Consider the following 23,986-nt stretch of genomic DNA (forward strand, 5'->3'; position numbering starts at 1 on the left):
TTTAGTATTACGAAGATTTCTCGTTTTTTATACGTAGCTTCAAATTCCAAAAAGCAGCAAGCATAATAGCTGCAAAGGAGCCAAAAATTGTTCCTAATAGCTTTGCATAAGGAGAGCTGCTTACATCGGCATTAATGAATAACATCATACAGAGCATGGCAGGGAAAAAGTATAAGTATTGTAATAACTTTAATTTTTTATCATCACTCATATATATAGCCCCTTTCTAGCATGTTATATGTTTATTATAACATATTTTACCAAGTTGTTTTTACACTTGGAGACATGTTCATTTCATATGTGTAAATGCAGTTTTTTAATTCGATATTGTAAGTTTTGCCTACTTAATCCTAAAAATTTTGCAGCTTGTGAGATGTTGCCATGATTCTCTTTAAGAATTTGGTTAATGTAGTTCTTTTCCATCTTTTCTATTGTGTGTTTTAAAGTTTTTGGTGCATCAGTATTGTGATTAGTTAGTGCATGTTGCATATTGAATTCTGTTTTTATTCGTTCACGGAAGCGAGTAGGCATATGAAACGCTGTAATGATGGTTTCATCTTCTATTAAGTTCATGGAACCTTCAATTATATGTTCCAACTCCCGTACGTTCCCAGGCCAATCGTATGCATAGAAAAATTCTCTTACATTTACATCTACATCGGTTACGTTTAGCCCGAATTGAGTATTATATTTTTCAATAAAGTGCTGAACAAGAGCTAGAATATCTTCTTTTCTTTCACGTAAAGGCGGAAGACATAAAGTAACGACGCTTAATCGGTAATATAAGTCTTCTCTTAATCGATTATGTGAGATGGCTTCGAAAGGATCTTCATTGATAGTTGCTATAATACGAACATCAATTTCTTTTTCGTGTGTGCCTCCGATTCTTCGTATTGTTTTTTCTTGTATAGCTCGTAGTAACTTCGCTTGAAGTGCTGGACTTAATGAGTTGATTTCATCTAATAGCAAAGTTCCTCCGTTCGCTTCTTCAAATAAACCAGCTTTATCGATAGCTCCTGTAAATGCACCTCGGTTTGTACCGAATAATAAGCTTTCCATGAGTGTATCAGGTATAGCGGCACAGTTCTGTGAAATAAAGGGTTTTGTTGAACGCTGACTTTCATTATGGATGCTTTGTGCAAATAGTTCTTTCCCAGTGCCTGTTTCTCCTACTAGAAGTATGGAGGAAGATGTACGAATTACTCTTTTCCCTTCAGTAATGATTGATTGAATAGCTTCAGAATCACCAATTATGTGATCAAAGGTAAATTTAGTGCTTTGTTTTCGAGAAGGGCCCATTCTTATTGTTTGCTTTAAGTTACTAATTTCTTTTGATATTTCAATAGCGCCTTTAATTTTTCCATTTTCTATTATAGGGAAAGTATCGTTAATCGTTGTAATTTCTTGTCCTTTGTTGTTAAAATACGTTTGTTTTATATTTTTGTTTGTTTTTCCTAATTTTAATGCCTCTATAAGAGTACTATTTTTATTTTCTTCAAATGCAAATATTTCTAAAGGACTTTTATATAATACATCTGAGCGTTCCATTGATTCAATTTCCATCATTTTGCGGTTATAGATAATCGTTTTACTTTCCTCATTAATAATATGAATCCCGATATCGAGTTCATTGAGTAAAGTTTCATATAGCATGTTCATTTCAATGATCTGTTTAAAATTAATGTCTTCTGTACGCATAGATTATCTTCTCCTCATTTCACCCTATGAAGACTGACTTTTTATAATTTTATTAAAATTCTTATAAAACCGCAAAATTTTTTTGCTATTTTCCTTTTAAAACTTTTCAAATGATAGAAAAATTTTGCGGTTGTGCACGCTTTTTTGTGTAAAACTCTCATTTAATATATGAATTAGAGACTTGGTACGCATTTTGCATAAATAATATTTGAAATCTCTAGAGGGGAGAATATGAATTTTTACAGGATATACAACGTTTCGGTGTCAATTAATAAGAGGGAGGGATTTATAAAGTGAAGACAGTTATAGAAGGTGTGTATAGTCCTTGTTATGGAAAAGTAGAGAAGTTATTTGTTACGGAAAGTTCTTACGTATACGAGTGGGAGAAATTAGCGTTAATTGAAACGATAGATAAACAGAAAGTAGAAATTAAGATAGGAATCAGTGGTTATATTGAATCATTAGAAGTAGTAGAAGGACAAGCTATTGCTGATCAAAAGTTATTAATAACAGTAAGGGATGACCTTTTAGTAACAGGCAGTGATTAATGTAAGTGATGTGTATTTTTGCTATTTTAAATCATTATTTTTACGGTGAAGAATTTTAAAAACGCTTACATTAAATGGATTGGCAAAGTGAAAAGGGGGGATTTATATGATGGATCAAAACCAAGGATTAAAAAGAGAATTGAAAAGCAGGCACATATTTATGATTGCACTCGGTGGAGTTATTGGTACAGGACTTTTTTTAGGATCAGGTTATACGATTCATGAAGCTGGGCCTGGAGGAGCAATTGTAGCCTATCTTGTCGGTGGATTTGTAATGTATTTAACTATGCTCTGTCTTGGAGAATTAGCGGTTGCGATGCCTGACGCAGGGTCTTATCAAACGTATGCGACAAAGCATATTTCCCCTGCAGCGGGTTATGTAGTGGGATGGATGTCGTGGTTAAACTGGTCTGCTACGATAGGCATTGAATTAATTGCGGTTAGTATTTTGATGAAACGTTGGTTTCCTGATGTACCGTCATGGATTTGGTGTGTAGTATTCGCGGTACTGCTCTTTGCTATTAATGCGTTATCTTCAAGAAGTTTTGCGGAAGTGGAATTTTGGTTTGCAAGTATTAAAGTAATTACAATTATTGCATTTATTATTTTGGGCGGGGCAGCAATGTTTGGTTTTCTAGATATGAAAGGAAATGAACCAGCGCCAATGTTCTCTAGCTTTACTGATTATGGTGGATTGTTTCCAAATGGATTATCAGCCATTTTAATTACAATGATTGCAGTTAATTTTTCTTTCCAAGGAACAGAATTAGTTGGTATTGCAGCAGGTGAGAGTGAAAATCCAGAGAAAACGATCCCGAAGGCAATTAACAATACAGTTTGGCGTATACTTGTTTTCTTTGTACTATCTATTTTTATTCTTGCTGGACTATTCCCTTGGCAGCAAGCAGGAGTAATAGAAAGTCCATTCGTAGTTGTATTTGATAAAATTGGTATTCCTTATGCAGCAGATATTATAAATTTCGTTATTATTACAGCAGTACTATCCGTTGCGAATTCAGGATTATATGCGACTTCGCGTATGCTATGGTCTATGTCTAATCAAGGAATGATTAGTCCAATTTTTGGCAAGTTATCTAAAAACGGTGTTCCTATTTATGCATTAATCGTAAGCACAATTGTAGGGTGTCTCTCACTACTATCAGGTATTTATGCGGAAGATACAGTTTATTTATGGCTGCTTTCTATCGCTGGGTTCGGAGCGATACTAGTTTGGGCATCTATTGCTTTATCAAATTTATTAGCTAGAAGGTCATACATGAAGCGGGGCGGGGATGTTAAGGACTTGAAATTTAAAACACCATTGTATCCATTTGTACCACTTCTTGCGTTAGTATTAAATTTAACAGTAATCGTTGGCATGGCCTTTATTCCAGAACAAAGAATGGCATTGTATTGTGGTATTCCATTTATGATTGTTTGTTTACTGTTTTATCGTGCTACAAGAAATAAGGGAAGTAATGTGGAGCATATTGAAAAGACAAATACAACGGAAGTAGAGAATTTATAATAGTAATTAATTAGGAGACTGTAAAATTGTAAACAGTCTCTTTTTTTGTGAAAATAAAGCTGGAAACATACTATGTATGCAAAGGGGAATTAGCGATGAATCCAGAAGTGTCGCAGTTGTTAAAACAAATAGATTCAAGGAAAGATGAATTACTAGAACTTACAAAAACTTTAATTCGTTTTGAAACACCAGCACCGCCAGCGAGAAATACAAATGAAGCACAAGAATTTGTTGCAGAGTTTTTAAGAAAACGAAATTTTAGTATTGATAAATGGGATGTATATCCGAATGATCCGAATGTTGTTGGGGTAAAAAAAGGGATAAAAAGTGACTCATATAAAAGTCTTATTATTAATGGACATATGGATGTAGCCGAAGTGTCAGCAGATGAGGCGTGGGAAACAAATCCATTTGATCCATTTATAAAAGATGGCTGGTTAGTTGGACGTGGCGCAGCAGATATGAAAGGTGGACTGGCTGGAGCGCTATTTGCCATTCAACTTTTACAAGAAGCTGGTATTGAATTACCTGGAGATTTAACTTTTCAATCGGTAATTGGAGAAGAAGTTGGAGAAGCAGGTACACTTCAATGCTGCAAAAGGGGTTACGATGCTGATTTTGCAGTAGTAGTGGATACGAGCGATTTACATATGCAAGGACAAGGCGGTGTCATTACTGGATGGATTACAGTGAAAAGTCCACAAACGTTTCATGATGCAACGCGCAGACAAATGATCCATGCTGGAGGACGTTTATTTGGAGCGAGTGCGATTGAAAAAATGATGAAAATTGTACAAAGCTTACAAGAATTAGAGCGCCACTGATAGCAATAGGTAAGACTTTGAGGTTATCTCCACCTTTTCCCCTGCTCTACACCGTGCGTGCAACTTTCATCGCACACGGCATGCCATCGTTTGCCTTCTATTTCATTTTCCTCAATCTACTTAGTTTAATTTAAATCCCTAATTTACTTGATTATTTCATTTCCAATTAACAATCTTAGTTTATTCAGCTTTATAAGTTGTTCCTCATTTAATTCAAGAAATTCAAGATACCTTTGGATAGTTTCTACATCTGTGGAATGGATTAGCCGGTGAACATCTCTAGTAATTAGCACTAAGTTGGAATAACTATCATCCTTCGTTTTACTCCATAATGTTTTATGATGGCAATCCATTTCCGTTAGAATCAATTCTTCCCCAGTTACTGCGCATTTTCCATTTTGGGCTATAAACAGCGATATTCGATTGTCATTGAATTCTATCGTTGTCCGTTCATTAATGATAGGGTGTTCCCTAATCCATTGAACTTGCCAGTTCGGAACCGACTTTTGTTCCCGATGTATTAGTTCTCGTCCTTCTTTGGTAAATTTATTAACACTATTTTTGGGCATTAATGCTGTTTTTGTTTTAATGAACCCAATAGGAATGAGGGGATATCCATTAATATATCTTGTCATCTTTGATTTTAAATAAGGTTTAATGCCTTTATCTTTGATTGGATAATTGGTTGTTTTTCGCAATGAAAATTGCTTTAATCGTTGACGTTCTATTTGTGTTAATTGGTATTGTATTGGCATCAAACTATTGACTACTTGCGTCGCAATTTGATAATAATTGTGAATGCCAATAACCATACTATTATAAATTCGAACGTTCTTGATTAATTCGTTTCCATTGGGAACTCTTTGCATGAGTTTGATTTGGTCTTTGAGTTGTTTCTTAATCCTCTTTCGTGCTTTTTCTGCTATATGTGATTGACAAACGTATTTTCTGCGGCCAAAACGGTCATATCCTTTTCGTTCCATTTTCAGTTCAAAGCCGAGAAACTCGCTACTTTTCTTTTTCAGATTTGTAATTTGAGATTTCTCCCCAGAAATAGGAAGGTTTAACCGTTCCTCTAGCCACATTTTGCTTGCCATGAAAATCTTTTCGGCATTTAATCGCGTTGTAGTAAAAATTTTAAAATCATCTGCGTAGCGGACAATGTACATTTCTTTTAATGTAGATGTTTTTCTAAGTTGTTGATAGCGATATTGACGATTATACCATCCTGTTTTCTTATTAAAATAGTCGTTAATCGTTCGACACTTTTTACTTTCCCATTGGTTTGCAATCCACCAATCAAATTCATTTAAAGTGATATTCGCCAATAGAGGGGAAAGTATTCCACCTTGCGGTGTCCCTTTTGTTGGATGTACGATTTCTCCATTTGGTAAAACAATAGGCGCTTTTAACATTTTACGTATAATCACAAGTAATTGTTTATCACGAATACCCATTGTCCAAATTTGTCGCATAAGCTTTGGATGTTTCACTTCATCAAAGAAACCTTTAATGTCTATGTCCACTACATATTGCATTTTATTATTGTTTATTCGCCCATTACATGCAGATATTGCATTTTCAGCTGATTTTGTCGGTCTAAACCCATAACTATATTTATAAAAATTAGCTTCACATATAGGTTCCAGTACTTGTAGAATACATTGTTGTGCAATTCTATCCCACATAGATGGAATACCTAATGGTCTAGTTTTTCCATTAGGTTTTGGAATTTCCACACGTTTTACTTTTCGAGGATTATACTGTTTAAATCTTTTCTTCACAATTCCAATAAACTCATGGGTTCCAAGCTCTTCAACGTCCTTTATCGTAACTTCATCGACTCCAGGCGTGGCACTTCCGTTATTCCGTTTAATATTTCGATAGGCGAGTAGAATGTTGTTGTCTGAAGTAATGATTGACATGAGGTTTTTAAATTTTTGTTTATCCTTACTTTTTGCATAAAGTTCATCGAAGATTTCAGTCATGCCATAATACTCAGCATGGCGTAACCTTGTATTTTTCATTCTAGGGATCTTCTTAAAGTTTTCGTTCAAGGTATATCACGCTCCAATCTTGGCTCGTGACCTTTTTAGTCATACGAGAATCCTTGAGATGATTGAGTTGAAATAGTTTAGGCGAAACGACTTGAGGCTATTGTTCCATTTCCATTACAGAAACTTCATCACTCCTGCCTCTACTCTCACTATCATAAAAGGAAGTTATAGATATATTCCTTTCCTCCCTACCACTTCATAGAGTGTGTACTCTCCATGTTGATAGCTTTCCACGTTCCCTTAACTCTATCTATTCTTAACTTAGGTGCTAGCTCTTGCCTGGCGTCCTCTCCATCGCCTGTAACGATGCATGGAGCTTTCGAAACCACCATACTTACTCGCCCACGGAACGCACTTGAAGTTTTCATCAAGTCTACTCATTTCTAAGTAGTTTCACTTACAGACATTTCGTTCGCTAGTTCGTCAGTGTTTTATCACATTCTCACCATATTAAGTTTTTCACGACTCCCGACCTATCAGTTGTACCAACCACCTCTGGTTAGCTTTCGGTTACTCATGAGTACTACGACAACTTTCAGCCGACTTCACCGAGCTTCACACCCTATTCTTATACACATTCGAATAACGCATGTCGGAGTATTAGAGTAGGCATTTCAAGGCGTTACCCTATCATTCTACCTATCGAGTTAAGAGTTCACGACTCCCTTACTTGCCATAAATGACGTTCAGACAGCGTGCGTAACCTTTTCAGTTAGGAACGTGTCGCACGGCAGTTATGAAAACATATGAAGGCTATCCATTTGGAACAACAACAATTAATCCAGCTGTTATTGAGGGAGGAAGGCATGCGGCGTTTATTGCGGATGAGTGCCGATTGTGGATAACAGTGCACTTCTATCCGAATGAAACACATGAACAAATAATAAACGAAATTGAAGAGTATATTGGAAAGGTGGCAGCTGCCGATCCATGGTTAAGTGAAAATCCGCCACAATTTAAGTGGGGCGGAGAATCAATGATTGTAGATCGTGGGGAAATTTTCCCTTCATTAGAAATAGATAGTGAACATAAAGCTGTAAAAAAACTTAGCTCAGTACACGAGTCTATTCTATCAAAAAATGCAATTTTAGATATGTCTGCAACGGTAACTGATGGCGGTTGGTTTAGTGAGTTTCACATTCCAGCGATTATATATGGACCAGGTACATTAGAAGAAGCACATTCTGTAAATGAGAAAGTTGAGATTGAACAGTTAATTGAATTTACAAAAGTGATAACAACATTTATATATGAATGGTGCCACACGAAAAAATAGATTTGTATAGTAAAATCGTACGAGTATGTATACTTGTACGATTTTTTAGTGAACTATTTCAGAGTTGAATATAAACAACTGAAATAGTTCTTTATTTTGCTATGTCTTTCGTTTCATTTCAATTAATTTCTCTTTCGCTAATTCAACGGCAATCGCATCATCTAAATAGCCAATTGGAAAGAGATAGTCGGGAATAATATCTGTCGATAATATGAAATAAAGTAATGCGCTCCCAAGAACTGCACGTTCTTCTTTTGAAATGGTTTCATTACAAAATTGTTGATACATATCTGTTAATTGTTCAATAAAAGGACCAGCACTATCAATTTGCTCTAATTTGCTTGCGAAACTGTCACGAATACGTTTTTCGCCTTCTGTTGTCTGGGCATAGCGTTCGTAATTTTCGAGTTCTTGTTTTACGCGAGTTGTAGTGTAATCGAAATCGAATAAGTTAGAGGATTGTAAAGTTTGCTGAATGGTATCAAGAGATGTGTACATATCCGTTTTTTCTTTATTAATGTGAGGAGAATCAGGGTACATTTCATCAAATAACAATTGGGGTGGAACTTGAAGACATTCTGCAAATTTTTGTAGATGTTTTTGTTTTGGCGGTTGTTTGCCATTAATAATTCTTGAGACTGTTGCAGGATCAATATTTGTAAGTATTCCTAGTTGGCGCATAGATAAGGCGCGTTCTTTTAAAAGTTTTTTTATTAATTTACCAAGCCGATCATTCGGGTTTTCATTAGCCATAGTGTAGGCACTCCTTTTTTAGTGTTGAAAAAATGTTGAGCATTTATTACAAGTATATGAAACAGACAGGCACAGTTGCTCAACATTTTCATAATATGCATTGAAAAGTGAGAAAAAGGGGTGACTATTTATGAGTACGGCAGGTTTATTTTCAATTTTTTTAATCGGAATCGCTTCTAATTTAGATAATGCAGGTGTTGGGATTGCGTATGGCATTCGTAAAATTCGTATTTCGTGGTTTAACAATTTTATCATCGCATTCTTTGGATTTTTATTTACTTTACTAGCTGGATTTTTTGGGAACTGGATTGCATTATTTATTTCAGAGTTTACAGCAAACCTGATTGGAGCAATCGTTTTAGGGATAATTGGGGTGTTTATTTTATGTCAGCCTTTCTTGGGTCAAAAAAATACTGTAGGTTCTAAAGATGATAATGTACTTATGGGAATTTTACGTGATCCAGAAAAAGCAGATTTTGATGGATCTAAAACAATTAGTTTTTCTGAAGCACTTGTTTTAGGAGTTGCATTATCTATTAATAATATTGCAGGTGGGTTTGATGCTGGGGTAACAAATTTAAATCTTTGGCTTACAGCGACTATTTCTGGGGTGTTTAGTTTTATTTGTATAAGTGGTTTTGCATATGTAGGGAAACGATATTTAGCAGCTTACTTAGGGAAATGGGCGACGGTTATTGCAGGAGTGTTATTAATACTTATTGGGATTGATCAGTTGTTGTGAAAATAGAAAAGCAATGTTCGAGCATTTCCTCGGAAATACTTGAATAAATTGCATATATCGACATCGGATATTTACTTCTTAATAAATAAAAAGCACCTACATACTACATAGGTGCTTTTTAGCGTATGTCTTCAATTAATTGCTCTGATTCTTCATGCATACTGTATTCACTTAACACTTGGATGCAAAGCCATTTTAATTCCTCGATAGTATGCTCAAGTTCTTCAGGAAGCACATGATGAATGTCTTCAAGTCCCATCCCGAAATGAATAAGTTCAAGTACTTGATCATCGATGTTCCGATCCATTAATAATTCAAGTACTTCTAAATTGAATATGTATCGGTGAGCTTCGTCGAGTGAAACAACTTTTAACTTCAAGCTTTCTACAATACTCAATATAAAAAGAAGGATTGTTTTTTCAAGAACAGGTTGTTTTCCCATTTGAAATATTAGTTTCATCTTTCACACCTCCACATATAGCGCTAGGTTGTACTATATTATTCAGGAGGGGGGAACAAATATGCATGATATAGAGAAACTTTCAGCACTGTTTTTGTAAGAGGATTGATAACTGACAAAAGTGAGGTTTTGGTGAAATAAAAAATCCTGCTAGTATAGCAGGATAACTCGCGATTAAAAAATACTCCAGCCTTCTTGAGCAGAAAGAAGTTCAAGAATTTTAAAACCAGCAATACTATTTCCGTTTGCATCTAAAGCTGGTCCGAAAATGCCGATTCCCATATCGCCTTTTACGCAGCCGAAAATACCACCCGCTACACCACTTTTTGCAGGGATACCAACGCGTATTGCAAATTCACCAGATTCGTTATACATACCACATGTGACCATAAATGTTTTGCAAATTTTTGTAATATGTTTAGGGATGATTTGTTTCTTTTTATATGGATCATATCCATCCATTGCAAAAATTAAGCCGATACGTGCTAAATCGATGCAGTTTACTTCAACTGCGCATTGACGAGTATATAAATCCATAAGTTCTTCAATATCACAATCGATAATACCGTTTTGTTTCATATAATAGCAAAGCGAACGATTTAGATAAGCTGTCTCTAATTCTGAATCGGCAACTTTAGAGGAATAATTAATAGTAGGGTTATCTGTTATTTCACGTACAAAATGAAGAATACGTTCCATTTTTTCCTCGTTATCTTTTCCTGCTAACATGCTTGTAATAGCTAATGCTCCTGCATTTATCATTGGATTAAGGGGTTTGGATGGACTTGTCGTTTCTAACTTAATAATAGAATTAAATGGGTCACCCGTTGGTTCCATTCCAACTTTAGAAAATACATATTCTTCACCACGGTCTAAAAGGGCAAGGGCAAGTGTAATTACTTTGGAAATACTTTGAAGAGTAAATAGTGTTTGTGAGTTGCCTGCATGGATATATTCTGTTTCTTTATGGAAAATGGCAATCCCTAAATCGTCTGGATTTGCATTTCCTAGTTCGGGGATATAAGTAGCAAGTTTTCCTTTTTTCGTATATGGTTTTACTTGTTCTAACAACTGTTGTAAGTTGTTTGTTTCAATGCACTGCATAGTACCAACGCTCCTATTTCGAATTAACTAAGTTTACTTTTCCCGATATGCTCGGAAATAAATAATAACATGAAAAAGTGGAATGATAAAACGAAAGTTATATGTTCTATAGTAGGTCGTTCTTTCAAGTCCTTTGTATTAAAAAAGGAGAATTTCCCTTTTATATAACAGTTTGGAAATAGGAGATTTATCCATAAAAAATTCGAAAATAAAAACTACACATCTATACAACTATATGTTATTATGGTTATGTAAATAGAAAGCGTTTTCTAAGGCGTACTTATAATGATAACGATTTCATAAATTTGATAGGGGGAATTAAAATGTTGCAGTTTTTACAACGTATTGGTAAAGCGTTAATGCTTCCAATCGCCGTACTACCAGCAGCAGGATTATTGCTTCGTTTAGGGCAACCAGATGTATTTGATATTCCTGTTATGGCACAGGCCGGTGCAGCAGTTTTTGATAATTTAGCACTCATTTTTGCAATTGGTATTGCAATCGGTCTTTCAGTTGATGGTAGTGGTGCAGCAGGTCTTGCAGGTGCAATTGGTTATCTAGTTATGAAAAACAGTATTGATGCACTTAGTAAGGGATATTCTACTGTAGAATTACAAGATAAATTAGGCAAAGTCCAAGATTTAATAGGTAATAGCGCTAATGTTGATCCATCTAAGCTTGCAGATACAATGACACAAGTATCTAAGGCAGCCGAATTATCGACTAAAGTGGATATGAAAGTTTTAGGTGGTATTATTGTTGGTGTTATAGCGGGACTTCTTTATAATAAATTCCATAAAATTAAACTTCCAGAATGGTTAGGGTTCTTTGCTGGAAAACGTTTCGTCCCAATTGTTACATCGGTTGTGATGTTAATATTAGGAATTCTATTCGCACAAATTTGGCCAGCAATTCAAAATGCTATCGATGCATTAGCTCATGGAATTGTTAATTTAGGGGCAGTTGGTTCAGGTCTATTTGGTTTATTAAACCGTCTATTAATTCCAATCGGTTTACATCATGTAATGAACACATATTTCTGGTTCGTACTTGGTGACTTTACAAATGCAGCAGGTAATGTTGTAAATGGTGATATTGCTCGCTTCCTTGCCGGAGATAAAACAGCGGGTATGTTTATGACTGGTTTCTTCCCAGTTATGATGTTCGGTTTACCAGCAGCATGTTTCGCAATGATTGCGGCTGCTAAACCAGAAAAACGTAAAATGGTTACAGGTATGTTAGGTGGTCTAGCATTAACTTCATTCTTAACTGGTATTACAGAACCAATTGAATTCTCATTCATGTTCTTATCACCAGTATTATATGGTATTCATGCTGTATTAACAGGTCTTTCTTTATTCATTACAACAACTCTTGGTATTCACGATGGTTTCACATTTAGTGCCGGTGCAATCGATTATTTCTTAAACTTCGGTATTGCAACAAAACCATTATTACTAGCGGGAGTCGGCTTAATTTACGCAGTAATTTATTTCGTTGTATTCTACTTCTTAATTAAGAAGTTCGATTTAAAAACTCCTGGTCGTGAAGACGAAGAGGAGGTAGCTGAAGGTGAAGAAGCTCCAGTTGCAGGTTCAATTGGTGAAACTTACGTAGCAGCTTTAGGCGGAAAAGAAAACTTAACAGTTATTGATAACTGTGCAACACGTCTACGCTTACAAGTAAAAGATGCTGGTCAAGTAAATGAAGCAGCATTAAAACGTGCTGGTGCAAAAGGTGTTATGAAATTAAGTAATACAAGTGTACAAGTTATCGTAGGTACAAATGTTGAATCTGTTGCCGATGATATGAAAAAACACGTATAAATAATGAGATAAGAGGATGTCTAAAAAGATTGATAACATCAATTTTTTACAGGATATCCTCTTTTTTTGTTAACAATTTAACGGGAATCTTACTTTTGTAAATTTTCTTTTTCTTTTTTGTACATATGGGTTGGTAATATGTGTAGTGCGTGATAAAGTAGGGATGATATAGAATGGATTATCCATAATCTACTAAAATAAATCTTTAGTAGAGGAATTAAATTATTGGTGAGTAAGGGGAAAAAAGCAATTATGGATCAGGAAAAAAATAATGCGAATGGGAAAGCAAATCGGCCGATTGTATACATAAAAAGGACAATCATTCTCGTCTTACTATTATCACTTGTATATTTCATGTATACAAAAATTGTTGCGCATAATAAGAAAGAAGAAACTTTAAAAGCGGCAGCAGAAATGAAGAAACAAGAAGAGCTAAAAAAGAAAGAAGAAAAAAAGAAACAAGACGTACAGAAGCAAAAACAAAAAGAGCAGGAAGAACAAGTGAAGCAAGCGCAAGCTGCGGAACAGCCTGCTGAAGGACCACCTCAAGAAATTAATGAAAACGCTCAATTGGACCAGTATTTACAAAACGCAGGATTTAGCGGGACAGCTGTTATTGTGAAGAACGGAAAAGTTCTTCTGAATAAAGGGTACGGTATGGCAAATAAAGAGCAGCAAGTACCGAATAATTCAGAGACGACTTTTTATATTGGCTCTATTTCAAAGGCGTTTGTAGCAACTGCTATTATGCAGTTGAAAGATCAAAATAAATTACAAGTAGAAGATACTGTTGCAAAGTATATTCCAAATTTCCCACAAGGTAATAGTATTCAGCTAAAACATCTATTAACACATACATCAGGGATTCCCGAATATGAGCAAGGAAAAGAAGATATTTCTCATGAAGAACTGATAAAGCGAATAGGAAATCAAAAGCGTATTGGTGGTCCAGGAGAGAAGTGGAAGTATTCCGATTCGAACTACTCTATACTTGCATACATTGCCGAGAAGGTAAGTGGACAGTCGCTTGAAGAATATATTAAACAACATATTTTTGCTACTGCTGGTATGAAACATTCTGGTTTTGGCACAGCGTTAGAACAAACAAGATTCCCATCAACGGGTTATAAAATAGTAAATAATAATATGACAACACCTAATATTCCGAGCATGTCACAACTATATGGTTGTGGTGATATATATACGAGTGCACATGATTTATATTTATTTAACGAAGCGTTATACTCTGGAAAGTTAATTTCAAAAGCGAGTTACGATCAGATGTTTACAGCCGTGAAAAAGGATTACGGATTTGGCTGGTACGTAGACCCAGGAAGCTATTCGAATCACGGTGTAATGCCAGGTTGGAATTGTTTAAATGGATTTAGTAAAAATGGTAGTGTGTATGTTGTTTTATTATCTAACATTCAAAATAACATTAAATCATTTGGTAAAGTGAATAATGATATTTATACGATGTTGCGAAATATTGAAGTGTAAATAACTATCCTTTTGGATAGTTATTTTTTTGCCCTGAAACAAATATTTCTTTTAGAAAATGTATGCCTTACCTATCACAAAAATATCTATTTTGTATACATTAAGATGTATGGATGTAAAATTTTATAATCTAAAAATAATAGGAGGAGAAGTGTATGTGTCTGTTCAGAAAATATTGGCATAAATTATCAAGATTGTTTAATAGACAATTAAGCTATTTTTTAGATGATAAATTATTGCCTGCTGTGGAACGACTTTTATTTTCGCAAAACTTTGCAAGGTTTATTCAAAGAAACTCTAAGCAAGCTACGGAAGAATTTATAAAATCAAGCCAATTTCAATCTATTATTTGCAACATTTTAAAAGAATGCAATACATCACCTTTTAAAGAAATTGCAAAGCAGTATTTAGGTAAAAACGTTGAAATTACGGTGACAGTTGGACAATTAACAGGCGTTATTGTAGCAGTCGGTGATGATTTCTTAACATTGCAAGAAGGTATAGGAACTGAAGTTTTATTACCATTTACAAGTATTATATCAATTAAAGAAGTGTAAGAAAGGAGAGCTATATATGTTATTTACTGATGAATTACGTAACCATGTTGGTGAATTAGTGCAAGTTGTGACAGCTGTAGAAATTGTTACAGGCATTCTTTTATCTGTGACAGATGGGGCGGTAAGTGTTCGTACTTCTCCTTCTTATGGACCACCGGAAGATGTAATTGTGCGTACTCCTATTATTGCTTATGTTCGCTTGGAAGGGTAAGCGTGATACAAGTATGAGAGTATCAGTTGTTATTCCAGCGCACAATGAAGCGAGTACTTTATCACAAGTTTTAGTAGAAGTGGAGAAGCTCAAGCCTTACGAAATTATTGTAGTAGATAATGGCTCGACAGATGGAACGAAAGACATAGCGTTACAACATCATTGTCACGTGATATATTATAAACATTCTCTTGGCAATGATGTTGGACGGGCTATTGGAGCTAGAGAAGCAAAAGGTGAAATTGTTTTGTTTTTAGATGGTGATATTGTTATTGATAGTAAAGAGTTACAACGTTTCGTGAAAGGAATTCGACAAGGGCATCAAATTGTTGTGAATAATTTAACATGGTCGGTTTATTTAAAGATGAGACCACATTATACGACAGTTGGAAAGTTCATGTTGAATCGTTATTTGAATAAAAAGGAGCTTGTTGTTGGATCTTTAATTGCAATTCCACATGCGATGAGCAGGGAAGTTATCGAGAAACTTGGGTGGTGGAATTTAGCAGATCCAGCACTATTTCAAGCGATAGCGATGTCTAGAGGAGTAGATATTGTTGATATGGATTCGGTCGATGTAATTCACACAAATAAGGTTCGTCCTGTGCATACAGGAACATCACCTGGTTCTCCTTATCCGAAAGCGACTAGCCGTATTATGGGTGATCATTTACGTGCTTTGCAATATGTAATCGAAACATATGGTAAACGCGGCGGTTTTTCGGAGGGAAACAGGGATAGGGAGTTTATAGGGAACTATAAACCAGTTGTATTAAAGAAGGAAAAAGCGAAATATAGTGCGATTATACCAGTGTCAGAAGAAAAAATGACGATAAGATCTGTTATACAAGAAGTGAAAAAAGCAGGGGTAGATGAAATTATTGTTGTCGCGAATGGAGCAGATTTTGAGACTGTTAAACAGGCAAAGCTAGAGAATGTTATTGTTGTTGAATTCGGGGAGGCGCTTGGACATAATGTAGCACGAGCGATAGGTGCCATGCATGCTACGGCAGATATTTGTTTATTCGTTGATGGTGATTTTGTTATTCCAGCAAAAAAACTCACTCCATTTTTGCAAGCTGTTGAAGATGGAAGTGACGTGGTTTTAAATGATTTACAATGCTTATTAGATATGTTTCATCCTGCAGATCCAATTAGTATGGGGAAATATTTTGTGAATTTAGTAGCGAAAAGACCGGATTTATGGAATAACTCATTAACGGCAGTACCACATGCTATGCATAAAAGGGTAATAGAGAAAATAGGATATGACTCGCTTGTTATTCCGCCATTAGCTCAAATGAAAGCTATTTTGGAGGTTTTTTCTATTACAGCAGTAGAATTTGTAGATGTTATAAAAACCAATCGGGTACGCCCGGAGCAACATGGATTTGTAAATGGACGTATTCCGGCATTTGACCGTATTTTCGGTGATCAACTTGAGGCGATTGCTTATCTATTACAATATACAGACGAACGTGGGAGTTTTACAGATGGAGATCGCGATAGAGACACTATTCAACAATTGAGAAAGGAAGAAAAGAATACAGATGAATACTAGTAGTAAAGTAGCTATTATTGGATTAGGGTATGTTGGTCTTCCTTTAGCAGTCCATTTTGCAGAAAGAGGACATACCGTACTTGGATTAGATAAAGATACTAGAAAAATAGAATCGATTATAAAAGGAGAAAGTTATATTCCAGATGTTTCTTCTAAAGTGTTGCAAAGTTTATTGACTAAAAATAAATTAATAGTAAATACACCAGATAAAGGTATTACTGATTTCCAAAGTAGTGATTATGTTATTGTTACTGTTCCAACTCCAATTAATGAACGAAGAGAACCAGATTTAAGTGCCCTCATTTCAGCTTCGCATTATATACAACAAAATCTCCAAAAAGGACAAACCTTCATTTTTGAAAGTTCCACATATCCAGGCACACTTGAGGAAGTTATTATTCCTATTATTTCTCAAGCTGGCCAAAAGGTAGGAGAAGATTTCTATATCGGATATTCCCCTGAGAGAATTGATCCAGCAAATAGTCAATATTCAGTTCAATCTATTCCAAAAGTTATTAGTGGACAAACAGAAAAGTGTAAACAAAAAGTACAGGATTTATATAGTACCATTTTTGACGTAGTTGTACCTGTTAGTTCGCCGAAAGTAGCAGAGATGTGTAAGTTATTTGAAAATATTCAGCGCTTAGTTAACATCTCTTTAGTAAATGAGTTAAACACATTATGTGAAAGTTTAGGGATTGATTTTTATGAGGCCATTGAAGCGGCATCTACAAAACCTTTTGGATTTACTCCGTATTGGCCAGGACCAGGGATAGGGGGGCACTGTATTCCCGTAGACCCCTTATATTTTCAATGGAGAATAAAAAAGAATGGGGCAATTAGTCAATTAATTGAGGCGGCACATGTAATTAATGAAGAAATGCCAGAGAAAATAGTCCGGAAAGTAAAGGGCATGGTGCAATCACCCGGACTAGTTTTAATTGTAGGAATCGCATATAAGAAAGATGTAAATGATTTGAGAGAATCACCGGCTTTGCCAATTATTCAATTACTAATAAAAGAAGGATACGAGATAAAATACCATGATTCATATATTTCTTCCGCGGAAATTGGAGATAAGGTGTATCAATCTGTTGCTTTGGATGAACAAACAGTTAAAGAGGCAGGTTGTATTTTAATTTTAACTGACCACTCTAATATCGATTGGAAGCTTTTTAAAGGAATGAACCGAGTAATAGATACACGGGGAATCGTAAAGAAGGTGAGTGTATGAGTAAGAAATGTTTAATTACAGGTGGGGCCGGATTTATTGGATCTCATTTAGCTGAAGAGTTGGTGAGAAGGGATTATGAAGTCACGATTGTGGATAACTTCTATAAAGGGAAAAATAAGTATCATAATGAGCTAATGAGAGAGATTCGGGTTATTCCAATAAGTGTTTTAGATAAAAACTCTATTTATGAATTAGTAAATCAACATGATGTAGTGTTTCATTTAGCAGCAATTTTAGGTGTTAAAACGACAATGGAAAAAAGTATAGAGCTCATTGAAACGAATTTTGACGGAACGAGAAACATTTTACAAGCAGCATTAAAAGGAAAGAAGAAAGTAGTTTTTGCATCTACTTCAGAAGTATATGGTAAAGGCAAACCGCCTTTCTCTGAAGAAGGAGATCGATTGTACGGGGCAACTTCTAAAATTCGTTGGAGTTATGCAGTTTGTAAAACGTTAGAAGAAACATTATGTTTAGGATACGCATTAGAAGGCTTACCTGTAACGATTGTTCGTTATTTTAATATTTATGGTCCAAGAGCGAAAGATGGTCCATATGCAGGAGTAATCCCGCGATTTATCCGTGCAGCTTTGCAAGGAGAAGACATTCTCGTATATGGAGATGGAAAGCAGACACGTTGCTTTACGTATGTGAGTGATGCGGTAGAAGCAACAATTCGGGCAATGGATGAGAAGGTAAATGGTGAGATTATTAATATAGGTTCTGAGAACGAACAGAGTATAAAAGAAGTAGCAGAAACAATAAAAAAACTAACGAAATCTTCTTCGAAAATTGTACAAGTTCCTTTTGAGGAAGTATATCCACATGGCTTTGAAGAAATTCCGAATAGAAGGCCGAACGTAACAAAGTTAAGAGAACTTGTTCAATTTCAAGCGACAGTAACGTGGGAACAAGGATTGAAAGAAACTATTAAATGGTTTCGTGAAGAAAACAATGGCTAAGTCGCTATCAGTTATTATTCCTGCAAGTAATGAAGTAGATACGATTTCAGGCGTTATTCAATCGGTAAAACCGTTAAATCCAGTAGAGATTATTGTCATAGCAAATGGTTGTAATGATGGTACAGAAGAGGTTGCTGATCAGCTAGGTTGTAAAGTAATCAGGTATACAGAACTATTAGGAAACGATGTTGGGCGTGCAGTTGGCGCAAAACATGCGATAGGTGATGTATTACTATTTATAGATGGGGACTTTGCTATTCCAACTTCCAAATTACAATTGTTTCTTAATCCAATTTTACATGATCAGACTGACATCGTTTTAAATAATTTGGACGCATTGTTTTTAAAGAAACAAAAACCCCATTCCGTTACAGTGTGGCGTCAAATATTAAATGCAATGTTAGAGCGTGAAGAATTAAAGATAGATTCTTTATTATCTGTACCTCATGCGTTGACGAAAGAAGTCGTCCAAAGTATTGGATATGAATGTTTAGTTAATCCTATTGTAGCTCATTTACGTATAGCACAAAGTAAATGGAGAATTAACCGTCATTGTGCTATTGATGTTATTACGCCGAATAAATTTCGACCGATTGAACATGCTGCATATGGCACGAACCTTTCTCAATCTGAAAGACGAATGATAGGTGATCATATAGAAGCAGTTGCAGAACGAATAGTAAGCAGTGATATACGCGGGGGATATTATGATGGAAATAGGAAAAGGGATAGCGTCTATCATACTTTAAATTTCGAAGATTTTTATCAAGGATGGGGCGTTACATCCAATTTGTATAGAGAAAAGCAACTATCGGTTGTTATTCCTGTACAAAATGAAGAGAAAACAATTGGAAAGGTTATAGAAGAGCTTCGTAAAATTGAACCTTTTGAAATCATCGTTGTCGTAAATGGTTCGTCAGATAAAACAGCAACGATTGCAAAAGACAAAGGCGCAACAACCATTGTATATAAAGAAGCCCTTGGAAACGATGTAGGGCGTTCACTTGGAACTTATTTTGCAAAAGGAGAAATTGTGTTATTTATAGATGGTGATTTTGTTATTCCAGCTAGTGAACTATATCCTTTTGCAAAAGCTATTGCAGATGGAAAGGACGTCGCATTAAATGATTTAAATCATTATTTAGATTTAAGAGTACCACTTCATCTTGTAACTGCATTTAAGTATGCACTAAATTTAGCTTGTGATAGAAAGGATTTAGGGGTAGGCTCACTTATTGCGGTACCTAATGCATTTAGCCACAAGTGTTTGAAAGCAATTGGATATAAATCTTTATTGTCACCTTGTGTAGCACAGGCGAAGGCTCTTCTTTCTGGATTTGAAATTGCATGTGTATGTCGTGTTGAGGTTGATAAGATGAACCGTATTCGTCCCAGTGAACATTTTGCAAAAATAGGTCATCCTCCAGCTGTACTTCGAATTATAGGTGATCATATAGAAGGACTAGAGCAAATAATTGCATCAACAGACAATCGTGGCGGATTCTATGATGGCAATAGAAAAAGAGATGTTTTATAGAAGTAACAAAAAAAGTGTACAACATGTGTACACTTTTTTGTTCTGTTATAAAAACTATAACAGATTAGGAGATAAGAGTATTACAGCTCTACAATGGGTATTGTTCTTATATTACAAAATAGGACTCGTATATAAGGATACCAAAAAAATACAATTAAGGAAAGGGTTAATTTTAAAGACTTTTAAATGAAGTTAACACTATATATATAGTAGTTTGCTCAACATTTCACAAACATGTCACAACTATTTCGTTCACTTTCGTAAAAAAGTAGTATTCTAAGTGTGTAAGCTGTTATATAAAAAATCTTAGTCCTGTACTAATCAAAAATGGAGGAGATTAGGATGACTCAAGTATTAGAAAATGTTAAAAACGCATGGGAAAACTTTAAAGGTGAAAAATGGAAAGCAGAGATTGATGTTCGCGATTTCATTTTAAATAATGTAAACGTTTTCGAAGGAGACGAATCTTTCTTAGCAGAAGCAACTGAAGCAACGAAACAACTTTGGGATCAAGTAATGGATTTAACAACAAAAGAACGTGAAAACGGTGGCGTTCTTGATATGGATACAAAAATTGTTTCTTCTATTACATCACATGACCCAGGATACTTAAATAAAGATATTGAAAAAGTAGTCGGTTTCCAAACTGATAAACCATTTAAACGTTCTTTACAACCATATGGTGGTATTCGTATGGCAGAACAAGCTTGTGAATCTTATGGATACGAAATGGACAAAGAACTTAGTCGTATTTTTAGAGATTGGAGAAAGACTCATAACCAAGGTGTATTTGATGCTTATACACCAGAAATGAGAAATGCACGTAAATCAGGTGTTATTACTGGTCTTCCAGATGCATACGGTCGTGGACGCATTATCGGTGACTATCGACGCGTAGCATTATATGGTATTGATCATTTAATTGAAGCGAAAAAAGCTGATTTGAATTTAACTGGTGGTGTAATGAGCGAAGATACAATGCGTTTACGCGAAGAGTTATCTGAGCAAATGCGTGCACTTCAAGAACTAAAACAAATGGCTGCTTCTCATGGTTTCGATATTTCTAAACCAGCAACAAATGCACAAGAAGCATTCCAGTGGTTATACTTCGCATATCTTGCAGCGATTAAAGAGCAAAACGGAGCTGCAATGAGTCTTGGACGTACTTCTACATTCTTAGATATTTACATTGAGAGAGATTTAGCAAATGGTACTTTAACAGAAGAAGAAGTACAAGAAATTGTAGATCACTTCATTATGAAATTACGTCTTGTGAAATTCGCAAGAACACCTGATTATAATGAATTATTCTCTGGTGACCCAACTTGGGTAACTGAATCTATCGGTGGTATGGCATTAGATGGTCGTCCATTAGTAACAAAGAACTCATTCCGTTTCTTGCATACATTAGATAATTTAGGACCAGCTCCAGAACCGAATTTAACAGTTCTTTGGTCTAAACAATTACCAGAGAACTTTAAAAACTACTGTGCGAAAATGTCCATCAAAACATCAGCAATTCAATATGAAAATGATGACATTATGCGTGCTGATTACGGCGATGATTACGGAATTGCTTGTTGTGTATCTGCAATGAGAATCGGTAAGCAAATGCAGTTCTTCGGAGCTCGTGCAAACTTAGCGAAAGCATTATTATATGCGATTAACGGTGGTAAAGATGAAAAATCAAAAGCACAAGTTGGTCCTGAGTACGCACCAATTACTTCTGAAGTACTAAATTACGAAGAAGTTATGCATAAGTTTGATATGACAATGGAATGGTTAGCGGGTCTATATTTAAACACATTAAATGTTATCCATTACATGCATGATAAATATAGCTATGAACGTATTGAAATGGCACTTCATGATACAAATGTTCTTCGTACAATGGCAACAGGTATCGCGGGTCTATCTGTAGTAGCAGACTCATTAAGTGCAATTAAATACGCACAAGTAAAACCAATCCGTGATGAAAATGGTATTGCAGTTGACTTCGAGATTGAAGGAGACTTCCCAAAATACGGTAACAATGATGATCGTGTAGATGAGATCGCTGTAAATCTCGTGAAAACATTTATGAATAAACTGCGTAAACATAAAACATATCGTAATTCCGTTCATACAATGTCAATTTTAACTATTACATCTAACGTTGTATACGGTAAGAAAACTGGTAACACTCCAGATGGACGCCGTACTGGAGAACCATTTGCACCAGGTGCAAATCCAATGCATGGACGTGATACAAAAGGTGCATTAGCTTCATTATTATCTGTAGCTAAATTACCATATGAAGATGCACAAGATGGTATTTCTAATACATTCTCTATTATTCCAAAAGCACTTGGTAAAGAAGATGATGTACAAGTACGTAACTTAGTATCTATGCTTGATGGCTATGCAGTAAAAGAAGGCCATCACTTAAATATTAACGTATTTAATCGTGAAACATTAATGGATGCAATGGAACATCCTGAGAAATATCCACAATTAACAATTCGCGTATCTGGTTACGCTGTAAACTTTATTAAATTAACTCGTGAACAACAAATTGATGTAATTAACCGTACAATGCATGAAAGCATGTAAATGAAAAAAGTGTCCCTTCGCTTTTAATACATAGCGAAGGGAGGCTGTTTCAATAAAGGAGGAAGTAACATGGTAAAAGGAAGAATACATTCTGTAGAGTCTTGTGGTACTGTTGATGGCCCAGGGATTCGTTATGTCATATTTACACAAGGGTGTTTATTACGTTGTCAATATTGTCATAATGCTGATACGTGGGAAATCGGTAAAGGTAAAGAAATAACAGTTGAAGAAGTGATGCAGGATGTGACATGTTACCTTCCATTTATTGAAGCCTCCGGAGGCGGTATAACAGTTAGCGGTGGAGAGCCATTATTACAGCTAGACTTTTTAATTGAGTTGTTTAAAAAGTGTAAAGAGGCTGGTATCCATACAACAATCGACTCTTCTGGTGGGTGTTATTCTGAGGAACCAGAATTCCAAAATAAGCTAGATATTTTAATGGATTATACAGATTTAGTTTTATTGGATTTGAAACATATCGATTCCAAAAAGCATCGTAAATTAACAGGGAAACCAAATGAACATATTTTACAATTTGCTCGTTATTTATCGGATAAGAATAAAGCGATTTGGGTACGACACGTATTAGTTCCTGGTGTTACGGATAATGAAGAGGATCTACAAAAACTATCTAGCTTTATTCAAAGTCTGTCTAATGTTCAAAAAGTTGAAGTGTTACCATATCATAAGCTTGGTGTATATAAATGGGAGGCGCTTGGACACAAGTACCCACTCGCAAATGTAGAACCACCTACTGAGAAAAATGTAGAACATGCTAAACATATTTTACAAGCGGTCTAATCCAAATATTGGATTAGGCTTTTTGCTTTCTTTACAATAAAATCTAGAGTATATATTGATAAAAGAGTATACTGAAAGTAGAATATCCATAATTTTGTACGGATTAAGTGGATAAATTTACATAATTGTAAAGGGAAATCAAAATAGTAAAAAGAATTAAGAAGTAAAAGAGTGAGTATCATGGAATAGAGAAGATTTGTAAGTTATTGCGAAAG

The 23,986-nt window shown here is 35.2% G+C and carries 21 protein-coding genes and 3 pseudogenes; 17 read left to right on the forward strand and 7 right to left on the reverse strand.

What is annotated here, in order from left to right; translation table 11 throughout:
• Positions 1-7: 7 nt before the first annotated feature.
• Positions 8-211 (reverse strand): hypothetical protein, encoded by a 204-nt coding sequence (locus ACW0JX_RS02510; RefSeq protein ID WP_089170366.1) that lies wholly within the window; start codon positions 209-211, stop codon positions 8-10.
• Positions 212-294: 83 nt separating this feature from the next.
• Positions 295-1,698 carry a sigma-54 interaction domain-containing protein gene (locus ACW0JX_RS02515; protein WP_089170367.1) on the reverse strand — a complete coding sequence of 468 codons (1,404 nt, stop codon included), beginning with the start codon at positions 1,696-1,698 and terminating at the stop codon, positions 295-297.
• Between the two features lie 293 nt (positions 1,699-1,991).
• Here ACW0JX_RS02515 and ACW0JX_RS02520 point away from each other — a divergent pair, with 293 nt between their 5' ends.
• The 3 genes and pseudogenes from ACW0JX_RS02520 to ACW0JX_RS02530 form a co-directional block, all read left to right on the forward strand.
• Positions 1,992-2,246, forward strand: coding sequence for a biotin/lipoyl attachment domain-containing protein (locus tag ACW0JX_RS02520; RefSeq protein WP_000859489.1), 255 nt, complete (start codon positions 1,992-1,994; stop codon positions 2,244-2,246).
• Between the two features lie 106 nt (positions 2,247-2,352).
• Entirely contained in the window at positions 2,353-3,774 is a 1,422-nt protein-coding gene (locus ACW0JX_RS02525; protein ID WP_000969252.1) for an amino acid permease, read from the forward strand.
• Between the two features lie 47 nt (positions 3,775-3,821).
• Positions 3,822-4,595: pseudogene (locus tag ACW0JX_RS02530) on the forward strand (acetylornithine deacetylase); the annotation flags it as partial.
• Positions 4,596-4,741: 146 nt separating this feature from the next.
• Here the strand turns inward: ACW0JX_RS02530 and ltrA are convergent.
• Together ltrA and ACW0JX_RS02540 are read right to left on the reverse strand one after the other, a co-directional pair.
• Positions 4,742-6,655, reverse strand: a complete 1,914-nt coding sequence (gene ltrA / locus ACW0JX_RS02535; RefSeq protein ID WP_459245323.1) for a group II intron reverse transcriptase/maturase — start codon at positions 6,653-6,655, stop codon at positions 4,742-4,744.
• A 188-nt stretch (positions 6,656-6,843) separates the two neighbouring features.
• Positions 6,844-7,023 carry a hypothetical protein gene (locus tag ACW0JX_RS02540; RefSeq protein WP_000858401.1) on the reverse strand — a complete coding sequence of 60 codons (180 nt, stop codon included), beginning with the start codon at positions 7,021-7,023 and terminating at the stop codon, positions 6,844-6,846.
• 362 nt (positions 7,024-7,385) lie between these two features.
• Between ACW0JX_RS02540 and ACW0JX_RS02545 the strand changes: the two are divergent.
• Positions 7,386-7,931, forward strand: a pseudogene (locus ACW0JX_RS02545) (M20/M25/M40 family metallo-hydrolase); the annotation flags it as partial.
• 99 nt (positions 7,932-8,030) lie between these two features.
• Here the strand turns inward: ACW0JX_RS02545 and ACW0JX_RS02550 are convergent.
• Complete coding sequence (locus ACW0JX_RS02550; protein WP_423116754.1) at positions 8,031-8,684, reverse strand: DUF1232 domain-containing protein; 654 nt, start codon at positions 8,682-8,684, stop codon at positions 8,031-8,033.
• A 130-nt stretch (positions 8,685-8,814) separates the two neighbouring features.
• Here ACW0JX_RS02550 and ytaF point away from each other — a divergent pair, with 130 nt between their 5' ends.
• Positions 8,815-9,426, forward strand: a complete 612-nt coding sequence (ytaF, locus tag ACW0JX_RS02555; RefSeq protein ID WP_423098079.1) for a sporulation membrane protein YtaF — start codon at positions 8,815-8,817, stop codon at positions 9,424-9,426.
• A 118-nt stretch (positions 9,427-9,544) separates the two neighbouring features.
• Here the strand turns inward: ytaF and ACW0JX_RS02560 are convergent, their stop codons facing one another.
• Positions 9,545-9,886, reverse strand: coding sequence for a DUF3969 family protein (locus ACW0JX_RS02560; RefSeq protein ID WP_000766603.1), 342 nt, complete (start codon positions 9,884-9,886; stop codon positions 9,545-9,547).
• A gap of 174 nt (positions 9,887-10,060) precedes the next feature.
• Complete coding sequence (glsA, locus tag ACW0JX_RS02565) at positions 10,061-10,990, reverse strand: glutaminase A (RefSeq protein WP_001149850.1); 930 nt, start codon at positions 10,988-10,990, stop codon at positions 10,061-10,063.
• A gap of 69 nt (positions 10,991-11,059) precedes the next feature.
• On the opposite strand from glsA, the pseudogene ACW0JX_RS02570 reads away from it, so the two are divergent.
• The 12 genes and pseudogenes from ACW0JX_RS02570 to pflA all read left to right on the forward strand — a co-directional run bounded on the left by ACW0JX_RS02570 (position 11,060) and on the right by pflA (position 23,771).
• Positions 11,060-11,172, forward strand: a pseudogene (locus ACW0JX_RS02570) (transcriptional regulator).
• 141 nt (positions 11,173-11,313) lie between these two features.
• Entirely contained in the window at positions 11,314-12,816 is a 1,503-nt protein-coding gene (gene nagE, locus ACW0JX_RS02575; protein WP_000938907.1) for an N-acetylglucosamine-specific PTS transporter subunit IIBC, read from the forward strand.
• Between the two features lie 252 nt (positions 12,817-13,068).
• Complete coding sequence (locus ACW0JX_RS02580; RefSeq protein WP_089170369.1) at positions 13,069-14,316, forward strand: serine hydrolase domain-containing protein; 1,248 nt, start codon at positions 13,069-13,071, stop codon at positions 14,314-14,316.
• Positions 14,317-14,471: 155 nt separating this feature from the next.
• Positions 14,472-14,873: an LSm family protein gene (locus ACW0JX_RS02585; protein WP_000335542.1), complete on the forward strand. Its 402-nt coding sequence runs from the start codon at positions 14,472-14,474 to the stop codon at positions 14,871-14,873.
• 16 nt (positions 14,874-14,889) lie between these two features.
• Positions 14,890-15,084 carry an LSm family protein gene (locus ACW0JX_RS02590; protein WP_000899476.1) on the forward strand — a complete coding sequence of 65 codons (195 nt, stop codon included), beginning with the start codon at positions 14,890-14,892 and terminating at the stop codon, positions 15,082-15,084.
• A gap of 13 nt (positions 15,085-15,097) precedes the next feature.
• Positions 15,098-16,645, forward strand: coding sequence for a glycosyltransferase family 2 protein (locus tag ACW0JX_RS02595; protein ID WP_459245324.1), 1,548 nt, complete (start codon positions 15,098-15,100; stop codon positions 16,643-16,645).
• On the forward strand, positions 16,635-17,879 hold the full coding sequence (locus ACW0JX_RS02600; protein WP_459245325.1) for a nucleotide sugar dehydrogenase: 1,245 nt from the start codon (positions 16,635-16,637) through the stop codon (positions 17,877-17,879). Before ACW0JX_RS02595 ends, ACW0JX_RS02600 begins: the two co-directional genes overlap by 11 nt.
• The gene (locus ACW0JX_RS02605; RefSeq protein WP_089170370.1) at positions 17,876-18,841 is read left to right on the forward strand and encodes an NAD-dependent epimerase/dehydratase family protein; all 966 of its coding nucleotides are present in this window, start codon (positions 17,876-17,878) and stop codon (positions 18,839-18,841) included. Before ACW0JX_RS02600 ends, ACW0JX_RS02605 begins: the two co-directional genes overlap by 4 nt.
• Entirely contained in the window at positions 18,834-20,378 is a 1,545-nt protein-coding gene (locus ACW0JX_RS02610) for a glycosyltransferase family 2 protein (RefSeq protein WP_459245326.1), read from the forward strand. The genes ACW0JX_RS02605 and ACW0JX_RS02610 overlap by 8 nt, the downstream gene beginning before the upstream one ends.
• Positions 20,347-20,568 carry a hypothetical protein gene (locus ACW0JX_RS02615; protein WP_002094217.1) on the forward strand — a complete coding sequence of 74 codons (222 nt, stop codon included), beginning with the start codon at positions 20,347-20,349 and terminating at the stop codon, positions 20,566-20,568. Before ACW0JX_RS02610 ends, ACW0JX_RS02615 begins: the two co-directional genes overlap by 32 nt.
• A 152-nt stretch (positions 20,569-20,720) precedes the next feature.
• The gene (gene pflB / locus ACW0JX_RS02620) at positions 20,721-22,970 is read left to right on the forward strand and encodes a formate C-acetyltransferase (protein WP_000195468.1); all 2,250 of its coding nucleotides are present in this window, start codon (positions 20,721-20,723) and stop codon (positions 22,968-22,970) included.
• A gap of 69 nt (positions 22,971-23,039) precedes the next feature.
• On the forward strand, positions 23,040-23,771 hold the full coding sequence (gene pflA / locus ACW0JX_RS02625; protein WP_000238463.1) for a pyruvate formate-lyase-activating protein: 732 nt from the start codon (positions 23,040-23,042) through the stop codon (positions 23,769-23,771).
• Positions 23,772-23,986 lie beyond the last annotated feature (215 nt).

It is taken from the genome of Bacillus sp. C-3-6, assembly GCF_054509685.1.